Here is a 979-nt window from a genome sequence, read left to right on the forward strand (position 1 = left end):
GCAATGCAAAAACGGCGACCAATGCTCGTGCAAGTCGGCAGTTCGCCGCCAAGACGCGGTTAAAGCGATTTGCAAGAGTTTAAGCACGCTGATCTCGCGAGATACGAATTTGATTGAGGCGGTCGTGCTGAAAAGCCAAGAGTTGGACGCCAAGGCGGACCAGGGTTCAGACGACCAGATTACTCGTTCTCGAAAGCAGTTGGCATTGCTTGGAAACCGAATCAACGACTTGTTCGACATGTCGGGCGAGGGGACGGACGAGGACCGGAAAGAAACCAAGACTCGGCTTCGAGCAGCTCAGGCTGATCGCAATGCAGTTCAAAGCGAACTCAATTGCTTGCAGCGTGCAGTGGAGGGCACGACAGAAACTCTAACGGTTGAGCAAATTCGTCAGCAGCTTTCGGAAACGTCGGACTTGCTCGCTAGGGCGGCATCTGGAGATCTAGGCGAAGACGCTGTTTACAAGGGACTGGCCATTTTTCGTTCGCTCACCGGTGAGAGAGTGCGCGTTCAGGTCGAACGCCGTGCAAATCGCAAACGCACCAATGTGCTTGGTTGCTTTCGCCCACAACTGATTCGCGGATTCAGTGCACAGACATCTCAAGTTGTTTCGGCGAGTGACGACGCCGTGATGGTCTGGCTGCGTAAGCCCCCGCGTTTGGACGCGATCGCCGAGCGGGTCCATGAACTGATTGACATCGAACGAATGAGTCACCGTGAAACCGCGAAGCAACTTCAGCGTGAGGGGAACACAGTGAACTCAGGAAATGTCTGGTACAGCTATCGTCGCTGGTACGAAATGCAGGGAATGGAACCACCTACGGTGCCCTATAACAACGGCAAGAGACGGCGTTCCGCATAACCCACCGAATCGAAACATTGACGAAACGTCTCGCTGAAACTGCGAGGCGTTTTTTGTGCGCGCAACTTACCTTCCAACCGGAGTGACCATGCAGCAAACAGACGAACAACAAGTCAA

1 pseudogene is annotated in these 979 nt (G+C 53.9%); it reads left to right on the forward strand.

Annotated elements, in window-relative coordinates:
- Positions 1-862 (forward strand): annotated as a pseudogene (locus ABD971_RS17630) (recombinase family protein); the annotation flags it as partial.
- Positions 863-979: the final 117 nt, after the last annotated feature.

This window comes from Novipirellula rosea, from assembly GCF_039541335.1.
In the GTDB taxonomy this organism is placed as follows: domain Bacteria; phylum Planctomycetota; class Planctomycetia; order Pirellulales; family Pirellulaceae; genus Novipirellula; species Novipirellula rosea.